Genomic DNA, 18716 nt, shown 5'->3' with positions numbered 1-18716 from the left:
TTGTTATTTTTCGCAGAATTTATAGTCTTTAGCGTCATTAAAAAATAATACCTATATATACTAAAGGAAAAATGTTCTATGAAGATGAAAGCGCTTGTGGCAGTTGCTGTTTCTGCTGTCATTTTAACGGGTTGTAAAAATTTAGACCAAGGGATGTTGACTAACTCAGGCATGCAATTATTCCAAGCTGCGACACTGACTGACTCTGATGTTAAACAATTAAGTGACCAATCTTGTAAAGAAATGGATGCGCAAAACAAAATTGCTCCAGCCTCTAGCAAGTATGCGAAACGCTTAGACAAAATTGCAAAAGCACTGGGTAACGAAGTTGATGGTACTCCAGTAAACTATAAAGTTTATCTGACTAGCGATGTCAACGCATGGGCAATGGCAAATGGTTGTGTGCGTGTATATAGCGGCCTGATGGATGTGATGAACGATAACGAAGTTGAAGGCGTTCTGGGTCATGAAATGGGCCACGTTGCATTAGGTCATACACGTAAAGCAATGCAAGTTGCTTATGCGGCAGTTGCTGCGCGTACTGCCGCAGCATCAGCGGGTGGCGTTGTAGAACAACTGAGTGCATCACAAGTTGCAGCTCTGGGTGAAAAACTGATTAACTCACAGTTTTCTCAACACCAAGAAAGCGAAGCAGATAACTTCTCTTATGACTTACTAAAAAAACGTGGTGTTAAAACTGACGGTTTAGTCACTGGTTTTGAAAAATTAGCGAAAATGGGTAGCGGCGAGACAAGCATGTTTGACTCTCACCCACCATCAAGCGAACGTGCACAAAACATCCGTGACCGTATTGCCGCTGACAAAAAATAATATTTAATTATTGACGTTAGTTGAGTGTTATTTTGGTGTAGTAATATGATGATATATTGCTACACCAATCACGTATTTCCTGCTATTTATCTCAATATTACTTTTCTTATATTGCAAATCAGAACTTATCCCGTTGTGCTCCTGTAACCGACTCTCTATCTTGTTAATTAAACGATATTCAGGTCTTTTCGTAATTTTGCAAATTTTCGTTTGATAAAACGTTAGCAAGGAAAAAAGATGGAAAAAGTGCAGAGAATTTCTCTTTTAGCTAAGGGAATGGGCATGCTGTTATCGGGAACCTGCCGTTTATTAACGGGTGTTCGCACTCGTTGGGTAGGGTGCCAACCTTCAATGACCACACGTATTTATTATGCCAATCATTCAAGCCATCTTGATGGTTTGGTTATTTGGTCTGGGTTACCACCGTTAATGCGTCATTTTGTTCACCCGGTTGCCGCTAAAGATTATTGGGTCAAAACACCGTTTCGACGTTATTTAGTTAATAAGGTTTTTCGGGCGGTATTGGTCGATAGAAAAGGTGATAAGCCAGCTCAAAATAATACATTAGCTCCTTTAGAGTCAGTATTAGAGACAAAGCATTCATTAATATTTTTTCCTGAAGGCACGCGTGGTGATGGGGAAACTTTAAGCCAATTTAAAAGTGGGCTTTACCATCTCGCGAAAAAATACCCTGATGTTGAAGTTGTTCCCGTTTATTTGGAAAATTTAAATCGTGTGTTACCGAAGGGGTCAAAGCTTGTTGTGCCGGTGATTTGTTCAGCTATCGTTGGTAAGCCTCTGGAGCCTCTTATGGAAAATGAAAATAAAATCGCCTTTTTGCAGCGAGCAAAAGTAGCGCTTGAGGAGCTAATGCCATGAATATTGGGGACAGGGAATTAGTATTATTGTTGTCAGGTGTTTTTGGGATACTGGTATTTGCTAGTGTTATTGGTGGTATTCTTGCATACCGTTATTCAGGTGAAAAAAGCAACCCAACTATTGATAATTTGAATGCGCGTATTCGTGCATGGTGGGTCATGTGTATTATTTGTGTACTGGCTGTTGTGCTTGGCAATATAGGTGTGGTGATCTTATTTGCGCTGATATCGTTCTTTGCACTCAGAGAGTTTATTACCTTAACGCCAACACGGCGCAGTGACCATGAAGCATTATTTTGGTGCTTTTTTGTTTTTATTCCATTGCAATATGTCTTGGTTGGTATTGAATGGTATGGGTTATTTTCAATTTTTGTACCTGTTTTTGTCTTCCTTTTCTTGCCAACTCGCATTGCTTTAGCGGGAGATACCTTTCATTTTCTTGAGCGAACAGCAAAAATTCAGTGGGGAATGTTGGTGGCGGTTTTCTGTTTGAGCCATGTACCCGCGTTGTTGATGCTGAATATTCAAGGTTATGAAGGCGAAAACGTAAAATTATTACTTTTCTTGATTATTGTGACGCAAATTTCAGACGTGTTGCAGTATGTTTTTGGTAAGTTAATGGGTAAACGGCCTATTGTGCCTAAGTTGAGCCCAAACAAGACCATTGAAGGCTTTATTGGCGGCGTATTATCTTCAGTGCTTATTGGTATTTGCCTTTACTGGGTAACTCCATTTAGCTGGTGGGTTGCGGGACTGATGTCATTAGCGATTACCATTATGGGGTTTGTGGGAGGGTTATGTATGTCAGCCATTAAGCGTGATAGTGGTATTAAAGATTTTGGGGCGATTATTGAAGGACATGGGGGCATGCTGGATCGCATTGACTCATTGTGTTTTGCCGCGCCTATTTTTTTCCATTTAACGCGTTATTACTATACATAGGCCAATTTTATTTTCGTTTTTGTTCGTTAATTAAAAGAGCACCAAATGGTGCTTTTCTTTTGTTTTATAGGTACAGCATCGAAGGAATTTAAGTGTTATCATCAATACTTAATTTTTATTTCAAACTAAGATTCAACTAGGGTAATTCGCTTTAGTTGGTACTCTAGGGCTTTTTTTGCATTGAAAGATTTACCTATTGGGGTGATCGGCTAGAATTATGTAAACTGGATCACAATAAAACATAAAAGCTTGATGGAAAGCAGATGCATAATTCACTCTTTGCCGTATTATGCTGCTAGGTGAATCAATTCAGCACTAGTAAGCCAGCGTAATTAGCGTTAAAAAGATTAGCAGCGTAACGGTTTTATCGATTTGCAATTTTATGTTCATTAATCAGAGGTCATCATGGTCAAGCAGATTAAAAGAATTGGGGTTTTAACGAGTGGTGGTGACGCGCCAGGCATGAATGCAGCGATCCGCGGTGTGGTTCGCGCGGCATTAGGTGAAGGTTTAGAAGTCATGGGTATTTTTGACGGGTACCTTGGCCTATATGAAAACCGCATGAAGCAATTAGACCGGTATAGCGTGTCAGATATGATTAACCGTGGTGGTACCTTCTTAGGCTCAGCTCGTTTTCCACAATTCCGTGATGAAAAAGTGCGTGCTGTCGCATTCGATAATCTGAAGAAAAATCATATTGACGCATTAGTTGTTATTGGTGGTGACGGTTCTTATTTGGGGGCTAAAGCACTGACGGAAGCTGGTTTCCCATGTATTGGATTACCGGGAACGATTGATAATGACGTTGCTGGCACAGACTATACCATCGGTTATTTCACTGCACTTGAAACGGTTGTTGAGGCTATTGACCGCCTTCGTGATACCTCGACGTCCCATAAACGTATTTCTATTGTTGAAGTGATGGGACGTTATTGTGGTGATTTAACGCTATCTGCTGCGATTGCTGGGGGCTGTGAGTTCTTAGTGTTACCTGAGCAGGAAATGGCTTTTGACCGTGAAGAACTGTTATCTGAAATCAAACGTGGTATTGAAAAAGGTAAACGCCATGCGATTGTCGCTATTACCGAACACGTTTGTGATGTGGGTGAATTAGCGAAATATATTGAGCAGGAAACACACCACGAAACCCGTGCAACGGTTCTAGGCCATATCCAACGTGGTGGTTCTCCGGTTGCTTATGACCGTATTTTAGCATCACGCATGGGGGCTTATTCTATTCAACTTCTGTTGGAAGGCTACGGCGGGCGCTGTGTTGGTATTCAAAATGAAAAATTAGTCCATCATGACATTATTGATGCGGTTATGAATATGAAGCGCGTCTTTAAGAAGGATTGGTTTGATACGGCGAAGAAGCTGTACTAATCCCTCTATAATTGCAAATCTCTCCTGCATAGTGATTTCCCGCTATGCAGGTTTGATCCTGTATTCCAGATAATACTCTGTTCATATATTCCTCATTCTTATAAGTTTTTCTTTTTAATTATTTCCCGTAATTGATGCTATCTGTCAGCCTCTCCTTATCGCAAATTTAATGAGGGAAGGCAAATGATACGTTCATGGCAGGTAAAAAAATCACAATTCACGACAGCATTGCTATTGCTGTTAGCGACAGGGACATGGGCGAAAAACATTCAATTGTTGAATGTGTCTTATGATCCGACTCGTGAGTTTTATCAGCAATATAATCAGGAATTTAGTGATTATTGGCAAAAGAAAACGGGGGATACCGTCACTGTTCGCCAGTCTCATGGTGGCTCAGGTAAGCAAGCTATATCAGTGGTGAATGGGTTAGAAGCCGATGTTGTGACGTTAGCTTTAGCCTATGATGTTGATGCTATTGCACAAAGTGGTCGTATAGATAAAAACTGGATAGAAAAACTTCCCGATAACTCAGCTCCTTATACATCGACTATCGTCTTTCTAGTTCGTAAAGATAACCCGAAAAACATCAAAGATTGGGATGATTTAGTCCGCAAAGATGTCTCTGTGGTGACTCCCAACCCGAAAACCTCTGGTGGAGCTCGTTGGAATTATCTAGCAGCATGGGGATATGCATTAGATAAAAACCAGCAAGACTCTGAAAAAGCGAAGCAGTTTGTTAAACAGCTGTATCAAAATGTGGAAGTCCTCGATTCAGGGGCTCGTGGCGCAACCAATAGCTTTGTTGAACGTGGTATTGGCGATGTATTAATTGCTTGGGAAAATGAAGCGTTATTAGCCATCAATGAGTTAGGGGAAAGCGGGCAGTTTGAAATTGTGACGCCAAGTATTTCGATTCTCGCTGAGCCAACCGTCGCTGTTGTCGATAAAACCGTCGATAAACGTGACCGCAGGGCGGTTGCAGAAGCTTATCTAGAGCACCTCTATTCTGCGCAAGGGCAGGAAATTGCAGCTAAAAACTACTATCGCCCACGAAATAGCGAAGTGGCCAAAAAATATCAACAACAGTTTCCTGAACTAAAACTGCTGACGGTTGATGACAGCTTTGGCGGCTGGCAAGCCGCGCAAGCAACCCATTTTGCGAATGGAGGGGTGTTCGACGAAATCATTCAACGCTAATACTCGTCATATTTCAATTTGTAGGGGTGTTGGCTGCATGCTCTCACCCTAGTCATATACTGGTGTATGCTCCTAAATACTCGTCATATTTCAATTTGTAGGGGTGTTGGCTGCACGCACTCGCCCTAGTCACATACTGGTGTATGCTCCTAGGGTCTCGTTTGTTTGCCGCCTACCTACAATTTGAACTATTTAGAGTATTATCTTAGGTGTAATAAATATTTTGAGTAATGATAGTTAAGGGCGGGGATAATAAAAACAGGATTAAAATGGGGTATTATTCCTAGCCTGTGAGGGGCAGACTAGGAATGAGGTTAATTTATTGCCACTGGTATTTGACACCTAACTGGCCAAGATAAAATGTTTGACGGTTATTGCCACCAGAGGTGATACCTGCATTTTTTGGGTTTTCCCAAGTACTAGGTTCAACCGCGAAGCCGCCCCATAGCGTTAGTTTTGGTGTTAAGTTATAAAAAACCTGTGTCCCGACACGGTAGCCGTCTTTAACTTTCTGAGTTGTACGTTTGTTGCTATCGTAGTTATGTTCATTTAAATAATAGCGAAAATAAGGCATTACGCTCCAATCCTGGTTTAACGTGATAGGAAAATAACCGCGAATTTGGTTTTGTTCCCATGTCTTATTAAAGTCTTTATCCCATGTCCAATCGGTGTATAGATAGACTTTGGCGGTTGCGGAATCATTGACCTTATAAACAAGCCCGTGCTCGGATTCCCACTCATAACTGTTGGGGGCGTGGAAATTGTCGTAGTGATAAACTGCATCCCAAAAGTTAAACGCCCACTTATCATTGAAATTGTATGTCCCGCTAGGCATTAACCAAAACATCGTATTCGATGGGCGCGCTTGTGTACCTGGTGCGGAGTCATTGGATTCTTTGCGGTAGGTGACATTTAAATTGAACTGGCCAATCTCGCTGGCATACATTTTCCGAGTAGCACCAATTTGTGTACGATTACGAATAAAAGAGTCTTTGGATGTTGAAAAATTATGGTTGTAGCTTCTTAATGATTCCTTATGTTCCAGAAAAAAGCTCCATTTTGATTCAGGATTCACTAAAAATAGCTGCCCAACCATCGTGGTTTTGTCGTAGACCTTACGACCGCTGGTATTATGATGCCCTTCAAATTTTTCGAGTTCCATATAGACGTTGGAAGAAACGCGCCAGTAATCATTATTGACTTGATCGGCTGCGAAAACGGATGTTGCCAATCCTGTGAGCGTAACAAAAAGTAAACCATTCAGTGAAGTTTTCATTTTAACCCTTTAATTTTTATGTGTATTTTATTTTTTTATACCTTTATTCAAGGCGTTAGTATCTGGCCTTTATACCGTGGAGGTATAAAGGCGGAATCAGTGGTAATAATTAATAGGCTGTGTAATTAATTGATTGTTGAATAGGTTTCGCCATGACCATAAGGGAACAGGACTTTGTTACCTTGTGGGTTTTTGATATTAACGGGTAGCACCCCTTGAGGTGGGTTTAGCGGCTGGCCATGAGTGTTGGCAAATAATGTCCGTAACCCGCTACGAATATTGGTTTCTAACGAATTGCGGTTATTATTGGTGATATCAAATCCAGTGATACCATAGATGGCAATATTTGCGCTTACATTGTTTAGGTATGCAATGTCATAGGGGTTACGTGAAGAGATAACAACAATCGGGGTTTTAAGCTGGTTTGCAGCATCAATGATACGCTGAGCATTCGTTGGCGTATCCTTTAAATTATAGGTCGTCAGTAATACCAAATCTTGGTTTTGCACCAGTTTTTTTGCTTCATCTTGAGTTAGTGTGTTTTCATTTAATTTAACGACACTTTCGCCCGTAATAATCGCAACTCCCGTTTCTTGTGCGATATCATTTAACTGTTTTTGAATTAAAGAATTACGTGGCTTTTCATCAGAAATAGTGAAAATTCGATTGAGTGGTTTTAATTGATAAGGCAGTACATTCTCATTCTTAATTAATGTGATAGCCTGTTCAGAAACCATATTTTCAATATCTTTATGACCTTTTGATGCGACGACTTGTTCCGCTTTCACTAAGTCTACAGGTTGTGCCGTAATTTCTTGCTGAAGCTTTTTCAGCACCACACGTTTTGCGGATTCATCAATACGTTTCTTCAGTTCTGGATTTTTTTCTGCTTGTGTTTCTAAATAGCGGTACATGTTATCTAAACGAGAAACCGCTTGGGAGTCCCACATTTTGATTGGCATAAGAATAATATCTGAGCCAGCAAGTAACGAGGTTTCTACCGCCCAATTAATATCGAAATTGTCTGCAATAGCCCCCATATCCATGGCATCTGTCACTATCAAGCCGTCATAGTTGAGCTCATCACGTAAAATATCATGCAAAATAGGTTTGGAAAGCGTCGCTGGGGTGCCAACTTGTTTACCTGCAAGTGTGGTGATTTTATGGTCATCCAGTGCTGGTACAATAATATGTGCGGTCATGACGGCATCAGCACCATGAGATAACGCGTATTTGAATGGGACGAGTTCAGTATCTCGCCATGTTTTTGCGTCAGAATTAACAACGGGTAAATCAACATGAGAGTCAGCAGAAACATTTCCGTGACCGGGGAAATGCTTAAGTGACGTCAATAAATTATATTTATGAATACCTTGAATATAGCTGGTGGCCAGAGTTCCAACTAAATTTTTATCATCTGAGTATGAACGTACCCCTATCACTGGGTTATTTTGATTGTTATTAACATCAACAACTGGGCCAAAATTGATATTAAAACCAAGACTGGATAGCTCATATCCGTGGATCATCCCTGTTAGCTCTGCAAGGGCTGGGTTACGTGTTGCGCCTAGTGCCATATTACCAGGCATTTCGGTACCTACGCGTAAGCGGGTGACATAGCCCCCTTCTTGGTCGGTGCCAATAAATAATGGAAGGTTACTGCGGGAAGATTGAAGTTTATTAATTAACTCCACAGTTTGTGGTGTATCAATCAGATTTTCTCTAAATAGGATCACTGAACCGAGATGGTACTGATTGATAACCTTAGAAACTTCATCATTCATAACGAGAAAAGGGGCGGGTTCTCCATGGCTGTCTTTATTCCAATATCTGAAATCTAACATGAAGAGCTGACCAATTTTCTCAGCCTCGGACATATTATCCACTATTTCTTGAGCAGACTTTTGTTTGTCTTGCCATAATTCATTCAATTGGGCTTGTGTTATTGGGTTAGCCATTGAAAATGCACTGAAAATACAAGCACTAAGTAAAGTGAATTTCTTCATTTTTATTTTCTCTAGGTTATTTTTCGAAAAATAATAAGTGGCTGAATATATTTATGATGTGAGAGTGCTCACAGTTGGTAGTATTCTCTCTTTTAGAGTAAGAGGAATAGAGTGCAAATAAATGTTGAGATGGTTTTTATTTATCTAATTGATATTAAATAGTAAATTTTTGAGAATAATTGATTCTAATCTAGAATAATTTCAGTTTGATATTATTTTGTTATGTGACGTAAGTATAAATTATAATTAAATGATATTTAAATCGACAGTGGAGCGTAAAAAGTTAATGTTTTCACTAATTATTTACTTTTCGAAATATTTTATTCTTATATTTAAATGATTTTGTAATTTAAAATATATAAGCCATATGATATTTCATATGGCTTGTTTTTTTATGAGAAATAAGTTGATGGCAAATTAAAGGTTACCATTGGTATTTTACGCCAATTTTACCGAGGTATAGCGTTTGTTTATTATCATACCCTGACGTGATCCCATTCTTTTTTGGTGATCTCCATGTTGAAGGCTCGTAGGCGAGTTCACTCCATAAAGTCAGGGATGGTGTAGCTTTGTATTCCACGCGGGAGCCAATGCGGAAGCCATTTTTAATTTCCTGTGTTAAATAATTATTTTTGTCATAGGTATTTTCTTGTAAGAAATAACGTACATATGGTGTAATTTTCCAGTTAGGCTTAATGGTAATGGGTAAGTAAGCGCGAACTTGTGATTGTAAAAAGCGGGTACTGAAATTTTTATCCCATTGGTTATCAATATAAACAGTGAGTTTTGCTTTTAGTGCATCTGAGTATTTATAGGTCACGCCATATTCGGTTTCTGCTTCATGGCTACTGTCATTGAAATAATTACTGTAATAAAAATAAGAAAGCCAAAAATTAAAAGACCAGTCATCGTTGAAGCGGTACTCACCGGCTGGGGTTAAGCCATATAAGCGATTCGATGAGCGCGCTTTGGCGTTGGGTTCGACATCGTTTGACTCTTTTCTGTAACGAAAACCAAGTTCTAAGTCTGATTTTGGAGTGTTGAGAATTTTTTTGATAGCATCAATTTGTGTACGGTTTCGAATGTAAGAATCCCGTGAAGTTGTGAAATTACGGCCATGATTCCTTAAGGATTCACGATGATCTAGGGTGAAGCGCCAGTCAGATTTAGGGTTGTATAACTTTAATTGCCCAACTGTGCTGATTTTATCGTAGACTTTATTTTTAAATGAATCACGTTGACCTTGGTATTCTTCTATTTCCAAATAGATATTGGTATTAACTCGCCAAGAGTCATTATTTAATTCAGAGAAACAAATTGTAGGGAATATAATTATGATGCTATAGATTAAACTAACTATATATTTCATATTTATCCTTCAGGGTAAAAGTTATTAATGTTAATTATCTAGTTGAGCGATTAGCGAGATAAATGTGTATTAACTTTTATAGGTTGTCTACCGTTATTATTTAATAAATGATGGATAGTATATATAAAGCAAAGTGCTAATAATCTATATCCTACTGTTATTATGGTTGTTTTTATTTATTTGGGAATAAACTTATATTTTTATTAATACTTTTCTTTGAGATTTTTAATCATTTGTTTGTTAATTGATTTTAAATTTAATTAATTGCTTATTGTTTTATTAAAAATTAAATTATAATTATTTATATGGTCTGGAATCATGGGAGGATAAAATTTTAGACATTGACTATTATTACTAATAGAGGCATTAATTAAAAAAAATAAAACAAAAAACCGCCAATATTTGGCGGTTAATCTCAAGGTATTAAAATAACCTTACTTGTTTTTTTTCGCTTCAGCGGCTGCTTTAACAATAACAGCAAAAGCGTCAGCTTTCAGAGAAGCCCCACCCACTAAGGCACCATCGATATCTGGTTGGGTGAATAGCTCAGCCGCGTTGCTAGCATTAACAGAACCGCCGTACTGGATGATAACTTGTTCGGCAATAGCAGCGTCTTTCTTCGCAATATGAGTACGAATAAATTTATGGATTGCTTGTGCTTGCGCTGGTGTTGCAGACTTACCAGTACCGATTGCCCAGATTGGCTCATAGGCGATAACGGCACCTTGGAAAGCTTCTGCACCTAAAGAATTCAATACGGCATCAATTTGACGAGCGCATACTTCTTCGGTTTTGCCTGCTTCGTTTTCAGCTTCAGTTTCACCAATACACAGTACTGGGATCAGGCCTTGCTCTTTTAATACAGCAAATTTCTTAGCGACAAATTCATCACTTTCGTTGTGATAAGTACGACGCTCTGAATGGCCGATAATGATGTATTTGGCGCCAACATCTTTTAACATTTCAGCAGAGGTTTCACCTGTAAATGCACCTGATAGGTTAACGTCAACGTTTTGTGCACCTAACGCAATACGGCTACCTGCTAACGCGTGTTTAGCTTGAGTTAAGTAAATTGCAGGTGGTGCAATAGCTACATCACAGCCATCAACGCTGCTTAGTTCATTACGCAAGCCAGCGACGAGGTCATTGACCATCTGTGTGCTGCCGTTCAGTTTCCAGTTACCCATTACCAATGGATGTCGCATGTTATTTCCTCCAACCAGAGAGTTTTAATGATTAATCAATAAGTTATTCATCACACGCTTATGTTACACGCGCAACGTGACAATGTTGTCGCCATTCACCTTCCGCATTATAAGAACAATAGATAATAATAGCTTTGCTTTTCATCATGCTTGTTCTTAGAGCGTGATCACAGTCAGTTTAGGGTGTTTGTTGTTCTAGCTTAATCGGTTCAACAGCAAAAGTAAGCACATTATTGTCACTTTTTACTAAAATATATCTTAAAGCCCCTAATCGCGCTTCTTCAGCGTGAGTCGCATTATTATTGGCAATAAATTTATTTAAAGCTTCTGTAAGTGCAGGGGCGTTGTCCAATGAAACTTCCGGGGCAAATATATGGATCATTGCAATAGTATAGTTTTCCATTAACTGCCGATTTTTTTGGGTTTCTTGTGGGTCATCTGATGGCAGTAATGTAATTTGTAAACTTTTAATTTTTTCACTACCGCGCTCTAACACTGCTGAGGAGTATATCTGTTGGTTAATACGAGACGCTGCGCGAATATAGGGCGCGGAGATATCTTGGCTAGCAATAACTTTATATTCATGGAGATATAAATCTTTATTAGCCTGATTGAATTGATTGCGTAATTTTGGAATGGTGAGTTCAAAAGAAGGGGCATCTGGGGCTAAGTAGGCGACTTTGAAATCGGTATCAGGCAAAGTGGGTACTTTTTGAGCGATAGCCAGTTGTGGCGCACTAAGTACAAAAATGGTTATGATGGCGTATACAGAACGAAATAAAATTTGGGTCATTTTTGAACCACTCATTTTTAGTTTTCCACATTGTATCAGGATAATAGGTAATGACATTACAACAATGGGCTTTTTCCTTCAAAGGCCGTATCGGTCGCCGGCCATTTTGGGTAGGTATTGCGGTCATTTTTATTTTAATGACGGCAGTTGCCCTGTTACAAAATGTACTGCTATTCTCTGAAACGCTTGCTATATCGTTATTTATTTTACTACTTTACCCTTTGGCCGCTATCTTTGTGAAGCGTTTACATGATCGTGGTAAATCGGGAGGGTGGTTTGCGCTAATTTTATTGGCATTTGCTCTCTTTTCAATCGATGTCAGTCAATTTGAACCTGTGTGGCAATGGGGTATAGGGCGTTTCTTACCCTTATTTATTACGATGATTATGGTGATAGATTGCGGCGCTTTTCTGGGAATGGTGGGTGTTAACCGCTATGGTGAAGAAACAGAAACGGTAGATTATCTATAGCGTCGATACCATATGCGCGAATACCACATAGAGTGAATACTACCCTGAAAATGCTTCAGGGTAGTGCATTGCATTACCAATATTGCTCACTAGATATATGGCCGGGTTTACGGCGCAAATGTTTAACCATTTGATGACTATTTTTTAATGTATCGCGAGTGTCCCTCACCATTTCGGGGTTTCCGCATAACATAACATGGCAGGTCTCAGGTGAAAGCGTTAGGCCAACCGCATCTTCGAGAGTGTGGCTTTCAATTAACGCAGGAACACGGCCATGTAGTGAATTTGCACAATGTTCACGGCTGACAACGGTAACTATTTTCAATTTCCCTTGGTATTGTTGTTCTAATGTTTTCATTAAGGGTAAATAGCTTAAATCTTTCTCATAACGGACAGCGTGGAGTAAAACGATTTTCTCGAAGCGCTCCAGATCTTTACCTTCCTGTAGGATAGACAAAAAAGGCCCAATAGCAGTCCCTGTTGAAAGCATCCACAGGTTTTTACATGGTGGGATTTCATCTAAAACAAAGAACCCCGTCGCTTCATCCGTAATTTGTAACGTATCATTAGGTTTTAGTTTAGCGAGTTTTGGGCTAAGTTTGCCCCCTGGTACAATGACAAAATAGAATTCGAGCCGGTCATCGCTTGGCGCATTCACATAAGAGTAAGCTCGTTGAACACGTTCTCCCTCGATTTCTAGTCCAAGTTTTGCGTATTGCCCTGCTGTAAAGGGTTTAATCGGGGCCTTGATAACAAGGCTGAATAATGAGTCGGTCCAAAATTTGGCTTCAGTCACTGTTCCTGTTACCCAATTAGCCATACATTCCACCTCTTTATAATTCAAATATCCACCGGCTAAAAATGACAAATATATAATTCGAATAACTCAAAGCACGGTTCACTAGGATTTAATACTAAAACAGTTCACTATTTATGCTTATCGATAACGTGTTCCAGTGATTTATTCTTGAAATGAGTGTTTTTTGAATTTTAATGTACAGTTATGTTGACAATACTGGCGAATATTACTGCCATTAATGAAAAACATAAAATGTCGCACTACTACGAAAAGATGACGGCTTTTGTTATCTTAGTCACACTCAAGCGAAACGCACTATTTGCCATTTATTTTAAATGACACAAAAGCTTATTTAAAATGACATCAAAGCGTGGAGCGGTATTTTATATTGATAATTAAGCACCTAAATAATTTTGCGTTATTACATTGAGATAATGCAGCGTTATTTTGTGTCTGAAAATAGGGTGTATTTGAATTATTGGATGTATCTGAGAGAAAAATGAGAAAGCTGGAACACTTTAATTTGCTATTAATGCTAATTGCATTGGCAGCGGTCGGTCAAATGACACAAACTATTTATGTTCCTGTCATTGCTGAAATTGCCACTTATTTTAATGAGCCTTCAGGTGCTGTTCAACAAGTAATGGCGGCTTATTTATTTTCTTATGGTTTTTCACAGTTAGTTTATGGGCCGTTATCTGACCGAATTGGTCGCAGACCTGTTATTTTAACGGGTTTAACGATTTTCTTATTTTCAACGATTGTGGCGATTTTTGCGCCAACATTAAATATACTCACTATAGCGAGTGGGTTGCAGGGCCTCGGAACGGGTGTTGCAGGTGTGATGGCAAGAACCATGCCTCGTGATCTGTATAAAGGCACTGCCTTACGTTATGCAAATAGTTTATTAAATATGGGTATATTAGTGAGCCCATTATTAGCCCCAATGTTCGGTGGAATATTGGCGCATTTCTGGGGGTGGCATGTTTGTTATATTTTCCTGTTTATCCTAGGTGCTTCTGTATTATTAAGCATGTATCGTTGGTTACCCGAAACGCGTCCTGTTTCACCTGAAAAACATAAAATGATTGCGTCATATCGGGAATTATTATCAAGCGGTTCATTTCTATCTTATTTATCCATGTTAGTCGGCGCGTTAGCTGGGATAGCCGTATTTGAAGCCAGTAGTGGTGTATTAATGGGCGGTGTTTTAGGGCTCAATAGTATTACTGTGAGTATTTTATTTATATTGCCTATTCCTGCTGCTTTCTTTGGTGCTTGGTATGCGGGGCGAGAAGGAAAAACCTTTTATAATTTGATGTGGCACTCCGTTCTTATTTGTCTATTGGCAGGCTTTATGATGTGGATTCCAGGTTGGTTTGGGATTATGAATACCTGGACACTGTTAGTACCTGCAGCGGTATTTTTCTTTGGTGCGGGGATGTTATTTCCCTTAGCAACGACAGGTGCGATGGAGCCCTTCCCTTATTTAGCAGGGGCGGCAGGAGCATTAGTGGGTGGCTTGCAAAATATAGGTTCAGGTGTTGCCACTTGGGTTTCGGCATTATTACCGCAGAACGGGCAGTTTAGTCTTGGGTTACTGATGTTTTTAATGTCGACGCTCATATTATTGTGTTGGTTGCCTTTAGCAAAACGTATGAATCATTCAGAGCGTATGGTTTAATTGTGAGAAAGTCAGGCTGTAAAACACAGCCTGACTTTCAGATTACGCACTTAGCAGTATATCAGCTTGCTTGTGCTGTGGAATTGACATTGTCGGTGAATAAAAGGAACTAGGTTCTTCTTCTGGTATTGATGATATTAGTTCTGGCAAAACACTTCCTGAATTAAATACTACTGGTCGGTTGTAATCTAGAAACTCAATATTTTCTGCTAATTGTCCGGTTGGGTTTTGATTGTTTTGTTGAAGCCAAATCAACTTCGGTGCAACATGGTCTTGCAAGTGCTGGTCAATATGAATGAGTATTCCATCCAGTTTTAACCCAGGAGTGCTGTCTATCGTTCCTTTTATGGTTAATTGATTTTGTTGTACTGAAAAATACCAGCTCTCTACAGGTACTTTTTCTTGGATTTGTTTTTGCTCATTACTTGTCACCAGTGTCACCCAAAAAGAGTGTTGGCCATTAGATAAGTTTAAATCACTAATATCAATCTGCTGCTCAATATTTATATCTGCGATTAATGGTGTTTCTATCATTTGGTGGTGGATCGTATTTTCCAATAAATAGCCAGTTTTGTAGGTATTAAGGTGATTAAGAGCAATAAAGTTCATTGATGTATCAACTTGCCTGTCTTGCCCAAAGGGATCTGATAATGAAAAGTATTGTTGGTGTAGGCGACCATTTTCTACCCATTTGGCGCAGAGTGCGCTTTTTGATGTAATTTTGTCGATATTAATTTTACCTGTAGAGAAATCAACGACACCTTCCTCTGTTGCAGCCCAGAAGATAGGGGCACCTTGCCAATAATTATCGAGAAGTAGATGGGGGGGTAATGTGTATCCATCCCTTTTTGCTAATAGGCGATTAGCTAAAGAATTCGGGTTACTATAGCGGGAAGTCAGCTGTCCAAGCTCTTTTTTGCGGTTCAATTCATGTATGGTGAATTGTACCAATTCACCTTTATCTGCAATATTAAAACTCGTTTCGTGTGGAATTTGTAAGACTTCGGTTAATAAACCATTTGACGTGGCATAAGTTACTGTTAAAGCATAATTATGATAAATGTAAAATTGGCGGCCAGTCCCGGTTTTTAGATTGTGGTAATTCGCAGGTAAGCTCCCCACCGTACGGTCAACGGTGATCGTACTATAAGGGTGAAGGGTATTATCCGCCATTTTAGCCGACTGGAGTTGTATCCAATAAATTGGTACATCGCGTTGATGAGGAAATTGCTCAATTTGTATCCGGTTATAATATTTTGAGTAATTCTGTTGAGTTAGTATGACCCATTGTTTTCTGATTTGATCCCAGCGCTGATAAAAACCATCCCCAGCAAATCCTCCATCTTCAATATCCAGCCCTTTCGTTTTATTACTTTGCCAGCGTACTCTTTTAGTTAAAAATTGGTGAATTTTTTGGTTGTAGGCATCTGCGTGCGGTAAAAACGCATCATAGGCATCACTGCTAAAAGGAACAAAATAAGAGAGCATCGTTGGGATAGCTTGTTTTCGAAAAGTATGGGGAGAGTGATAAGTAACGTAATATTGTCTAGATTGGTTATAAGCTGGTTTTTTACCGTGGTCATAGGGGTGGTAAGGGTATGCTGGCTGATTATTATGATCTTGCGAATTGGTATGCGGCAAGCCAAGGCCATGACCAAAAGCCTCATGGAACATCACGTTAGGTTCATGAACCCCACTTCCATGATTGCGGGACGCTTGCCCTAATAGCAAGTTATTGAAGCTTGAGGAAAAAATTTCAATCGCAGTATATTGATAGTCAGAATTAGCATTGTTAGCAATTTTATATTGTTGGCTATTATTGTAAGCCCAATGAACTTGTGCGTTAGTGTGATTGCCAATTTCTTTAGGGTTATCATAATGAGGATGAATAAACGGAATGGCGTTATTATTGGTGCCAGTCATATATGGCGTTAAGCTAGGGTGACTTACTGTGGCGGGAGAGCTATACAGTGTGAACTGCCCGATCGGTAAGATTGTTGCAGCTTCTTTTCCCCAACTTAGTGGTGATGATGAATAAACACCATGCCCTTGTTGGTATAAACTGTGGCTATCAACATGAACAATTAAGTGGTTATCAAGGGTGACATTGGGTGAAAATACACCATACTGGTTAGTTTCCTCTGTGATAATAGGTTTGCCATTAACAGTGATAATGATGTTGATATCCGGTTGTATCCACTCACCTTTTAGCGGGGCGGTAAAGCGTTGCTGATGCCAATCTTGTGCGGAGACATTGGGCTGGCGGGGAAGTGCTGTCAATATTTTAGGTAAATGGTCTGGCCCTGTAAGTCTTATTCGGCCTAATATTTTTCTTTCTTTATTACTGATAATCGCCTCAATATCGGGGGATTTCGCTGCGTTTATACTTGTTATTTCTAAATTCAATAATGCCCAGCGATTAGCCGTTAAGCTCATATGCTTATCTGTCATATTCTGCAGGTGAGTTTGCGCTAGTTGAATATTATGGATTTGCATATCGCTTGGTGTGGGGTGATAACGCCGTTGAGGTTCATGATAAACTGGGTTTTGAACGGAAAATATACGTTTCCCTGGAATACGATGTTGTGGTGCATTTTCGGTCTGTAGCTGAATTGAAATAGGCTGAGATTCCTGCCCATTAGGCAGTATGGCGATAAAATCAAACTGATCTGACTGGGTTTTAAATTTTGCGTTATTGGCAATATATTGCCACTCATTGGTAATATTATTTAACGTTAATCGACCAAATTTGGGCTGCTCAAGGATTTTGTAACCCTTAATATGAGGGATATTGGGTAGTTTTCCTGTTATAGCGCCTACGACCAGCTGATTTGGCAGCTCATCCGGGTTTTCTGTTACTAAAATAGGTAGGATTTGAGGAATCTGCTTTTGCTCATTATATCGGGAGGTTACTTGTTTTGTTTGTTTCAATTGAAATTGGCGAAAAATGATATTCTCCCCAACAAGTTTTAAGGTATTCTTTTCATAGCTGATTTTAACCGCAGGAAGCTGGTGTTCTACCATCATTCTATTAACATCGGTTTCGATTGAATGGGCAATCTTTTGCCAAGATGATGTTTCTGTAATTGGGATGTCATGTAAGGATAATATATTGTTATTATTGGTGTTTTTTATGGATACTGAAAAATATTGACTGTTTTTTCGTAATTCATCTGTTAGCTTCAATGAGCTTATTGTGTGGGGTGGTAGGGTAATAATTTGTTGGAAGTTGTGATTTTCTAAGGTATTGCTGGCTAGCTCAATGTGCTCTACTGGGCGAAGTTCATTAATTAATTGTTGAGTAGAAGCTGATATTTTTTTTTGTTTATCTTTTACTATCAATAAACTACCTCCAGTGAGCTCCAACCAATGGCGAATGAGTTCGATTTGTTTATCATTGGCACTTTCGGGCAAGACTACGATACTATAATGGCGATGCCATTCCCCACTTGGCAGCAATAAATCAGCGAGCTGGGCCTGTGCTCTAACTTCTCCGTCGATCCATTCATGGGGTGAATTAAAGCTTTCTACAAATATGCCTTGCTTGGAATGGAACTTGAAACCAGAAAATTGAGACTCTGGTAACGTGCTAGCAATGTAGCTTTTTTTAGTTTCTCCTATAATTCGCGGCTTATTTATAAGCCAGCTAAATAGCTCATGAGCGGCTTTGCCCTCTTTTGAAAACGTAGGGTCAAGGCTTAAGCTTTTTAATAATGGTGAGTTATTATCAATAACTACGACCCTACTTTTATTTGCGTATAAGCCAATTTTTAATGGTTGTTGTTTAATATTGCTATCATATTGGTTTTTAATGGATGAAATGGGTTTATTTTGTTCTTCGTATCGGTTTTCCATAACCGTATCCTTTATTTATTTCTTAAAA

At 39.3% G+C, this 18716-nt stretch carries 14 protein-coding genes; 7 read left to right on the top strand and 7 right to left on the bottom strand.

The annotated features are described in order from the left end of the window. Positions 1 to 78: 78 nt before the first annotated feature. The 5 genes from PR725_RS14935 to PR725_RS14915 all read left to right on the top strand — a co-directional run bounded on the left by PR725_RS14935 (position 79) and on the right by PR725_RS14915 (position 5231). Positions 79 to 831, top strand: coding sequence for a M48 family metallopeptidase (locus PR725_RS14935; RefSeq protein ID WP_004907010.1), 753 nt, complete (start codon positions 79 to 81; stop codon positions 829 to 831). 237 nt (positions 832 to 1068) lie between these two features. Then, positions 1069 to 1710: a lysophospholipid acyltransferase family protein gene (locus PR725_RS14930; RefSeq protein ID WP_272569557.1), complete on the top strand. Its 642-nt coding sequence runs from the start codon at positions 1069 to 1071 to the stop codon at positions 1708 to 1710. Next, positions 1707 to 2651: a phosphatidate cytidylyltransferase gene (locus PR725_RS14925; RefSeq protein WP_109912960.1), complete on the top strand. Its 945-nt coding sequence runs from the start codon at positions 1707 to 1709 to the stop codon at positions 2649 to 2651. The genes PR725_RS14930 and PR725_RS14925 overlap by 4 nt, the downstream gene beginning before the upstream one ends. Positions 2652 to 3056: 405 nt before the next feature. Then, entirely contained in the window at positions 3057 to 4034 is a 978-nt protein-coding gene (pfkA, locus tag PR725_RS14920) for a 6-phosphofructokinase (RefSeq protein ID WP_004265237.1), read from the top strand. A gap of 186 nt (positions 4035 to 4220) precedes the next feature. After that, entirely contained in the window at positions 4221 to 5231 is a 1011-nt protein-coding gene (locus PR725_RS14915; RefSeq protein ID WP_375372761.1) for a sulfate ABC transporter substrate-binding protein, read from the top strand. A 319-nt stretch (positions 5232 to 5550) separates the two neighbouring features. Here PR725_RS14915 and PR725_RS14910 read toward each other — a convergent pair whose 3' ends face one another. From PR725_RS14910 to PR725_RS14890, 5 genes are all read right to left on the bottom strand, one after another. After that, a complete protein-coding gene (locus PR725_RS14910; protein WP_004907017.1) occupies positions 5551 to 6507 on the bottom strand; it encodes an OmpG family monomeric porin in 957 nt (318 codons plus the stop codon). A 125-nt stretch (positions 6508 to 6632) separates the two neighbouring features. Further along, positions 6633 to 8513, bottom strand: a complete 1881-nt coding sequence (locus PR725_RS14905) for a glycoside hydrolase family 3 protein (protein ID WP_117163000.1) — start codon at positions 8511 to 8513, stop codon at positions 6633 to 6635. 424 nt (positions 8514 to 8937) lie between these two features. Then, on the bottom strand, positions 8938 to 9882 hold the full coding sequence (locus PR725_RS14900) for an OmpG family monomeric porin (RefSeq protein WP_004907022.1): 945 nt from the start codon (positions 9880 to 9882) through the stop codon (positions 8938 to 8940). 434 nt (positions 9883 to 10316) lie between these two features. Next, complete coding sequence (gene tpiA / locus PR725_RS14895) at positions 10317 to 11087, bottom strand: triose-phosphate isomerase (RefSeq protein ID WP_004907024.1); 771 nt, start codon at positions 11085 to 11087, stop codon at positions 10317 to 10319. 178 nt (positions 11088 to 11265) lie between these two features. After that, a complete protein-coding gene (locus PR725_RS14890; protein ID WP_181937089.1) occupies positions 11266 to 11895 on the bottom strand; it encodes a DUF1454 family protein in 630 nt (209 codons plus the stop codon). Between the two features lie 35 nt (positions 11896 to 11930). Here PR725_RS14890 and PR725_RS14885 point away from each other — a divergent pair, with 35 nt between their 5' ends. Then, entirely contained in the window at positions 11931 to 12350 is a 420-nt protein-coding gene (locus tag PR725_RS14885) for a DUF805 domain-containing protein (RefSeq protein WP_272569552.1), read from the top strand. Positions 12351 to 12423: 73 nt separating this feature from the next. On the opposite strand, the gene fpr is transcribed toward PR725_RS14885, so the two are convergent. After that, on the bottom strand, positions 12424 to 13170 hold the full coding sequence (gene fpr / locus PR725_RS14880; RefSeq protein WP_109912962.1) for a ferredoxin--NADP(+) reductase: 747 nt from the start codon (positions 13168 to 13170) through the stop codon (positions 12424 to 12426). Positions 13171 to 13648: 478 nt separating this feature from the next. On the opposite strand from fpr, the gene emrD reads away from it, so the two are divergent. Further along, positions 13649 to 14833, top strand: coding sequence for a multidrug efflux MFS transporter EmrD (emrD, locus tag PR725_RS14875; protein ID WP_196718897.1), 1185 nt, complete (start codon positions 13649 to 13651; stop codon positions 14831 to 14833). A gap of 42 nt (positions 14834 to 14875) precedes the next feature. Here the strand turns inward: emrD and PR725_RS14870 are convergent, their stop codons facing one another. After that, the gene (locus PR725_RS14870; RefSeq protein WP_272569548.1) at positions 14876 to 18688 is read right to left on the bottom strand and encodes a hypothetical protein; all 3813 of its coding nucleotides are present in this window, start codon (positions 18686 to 18688) and stop codon (positions 14876 to 14878) included. Positions 18689 to 18716: the final 28 nt, after the last annotated feature.

Origin of the sequence: Providencia sp. PROV255 (assembly GCF_028478065.1) — a bacterium.
GTDB classification, from domain to species: domain Bacteria; phylum Pseudomonadota; class Gammaproteobacteria; order Enterobacterales; family Enterobacteriaceae; genus Providencia; species Providencia rettgeri.
This window is presented reverse-complemented; position numbering and strand designations above follow the sequence as displayed.

Excerpts from the sequence above, each read along its gene's own strand:
- fpr (WP_109912962.1), bottom strand. The coding sequence starts at position 13,170 with ATGGCTAATTGGGTAACAGGAACAGTGACTGAAGCCAAATTTTGGACC.
- PR725_RS14870 (WP_272569548.1), bottom strand. The coding sequence starts at position 18,688 with ATGGAAAACCGATACGAAGAACAAAATAAACCCATTTCATCCATTAAA.
- PR725_RS14910 (WP_004907017.1), bottom strand. The coding sequence starts at position 6,507 with ATGAAAACTTCACTGAATGGTTTACTTTTTGTTACGCTCACAGGATTG.
- PR725_RS14925 (WP_109912960.1), top strand. The coding sequence starts at position 1,707 with ATGAATATTGGGGACAGGGAATTAGTATTATTGTTGTCAGGTGTTTTT.
- PR725_RS14885 (WP_272569552.1), top strand. The coding sequence starts at position 11,931 with ATGACATTACAACAATGGGCTTTTTCCTTCAAAGGCCGTATCGGTCGC.
- PR725_RS14890 (WP_181937089.1), bottom strand. The coding sequence starts at position 11,895 with ATGAGTGGTTCAAAAATGACCCAAATTTTATTTCGTTCTGTATACGCC.
- emrD (WP_196718897.1), top strand. The coding sequence starts at position 13,649 with ATGAGAAAGCTGGAACACTTTAATTTGCTATTAATGCTAATTGCATTG.
- tpiA (WP_004907024.1), bottom strand. The coding sequence starts at position 11,087 with ATGCGACATCCATTGGTAATGGGTAACTGGAAACTGAACGGCAGCACA.
- PR725_RS14935 (WP_004907010.1), top strand. The coding sequence starts at position 79 with ATGAAGATGAAAGCGCTTGTGGCAGTTGCTGTTTCTGCTGTCATTTTA.
- pfkA (WP_004265237.1), top strand. The coding sequence starts at position 3,057 with ATGGTCAAGCAGATTAAAAGAATTGGGGTTTTAACGAGTGGTGGTGAC.
- PR725_RS14905 (WP_117163000.1), bottom strand. The coding sequence starts at position 8,513 with ATGAAGAAATTCACTTTACTTAGTGCTTGTATTTTCAGTGCATTTTCA.
- PR725_RS14930 (WP_272569557.1), top strand. The coding sequence starts at position 1,069 with ATGGAAAAAGTGCAGAGAATTTCTCTTTTAGCTAAGGGAATGGGCATG.
- PR725_RS14900 (WP_004907022.1), bottom strand. The coding sequence starts at position 9,882 with ATGAAATATATAGTTAGTTTAATCTATAGCATCATAATTATATTCCCT.